General features: G+C 63.6%; 1 pseudogene. It reads right to left on the bottom strand.

The features are described 5' to 3' along the window. Positions 1–396, bottom strand: a pseudogene (locus AC0IZJ_RS28370) (ISL3 family transposase); the annotation flags it as partial.

Below are 396 nucleotides of genomic sequence, written 5' to 3'. Positions count from 1 at the left end.
GCGGGTCATCGATCAATACGCGCCGGCCCTCGGCCAGAACGGCGTTGTTCGCGGTATTCCACGACACGCCCAGGCCCTCGGCAACCCGGGCCACCGTCAGATGCTGACAGACGATGCCTTCCAATGCCCAGCGCAGTCCACGGCGGGAAAGCTTCGCTCTTGGTTCAGCAGCCTTCGAGGTCTCCTGCCGCCACACATAACCGCACCCGGTGCAGCGGTAACGTCGGAGCCTCACCAGCAATATCGTGGGCCGCCAACCGAAGGGTTCATGGCCCAGCCGCCGGGTCACAGTATCCCGCGGGATGCCCTCGCACCCACATCTGGAACACCACTCATCAGCATCCACCACACGGCAGGTAATGACAGCACGATCAGGGTACAGACACTGCCCAGTGG

The organism is Roseateles sp. AC306, assembly GCF_979253795.1.
Note: the sequence above shows the minus strand (reverse complement) of the source record. Positions and strands in the feature narration are given on the sequence as shown.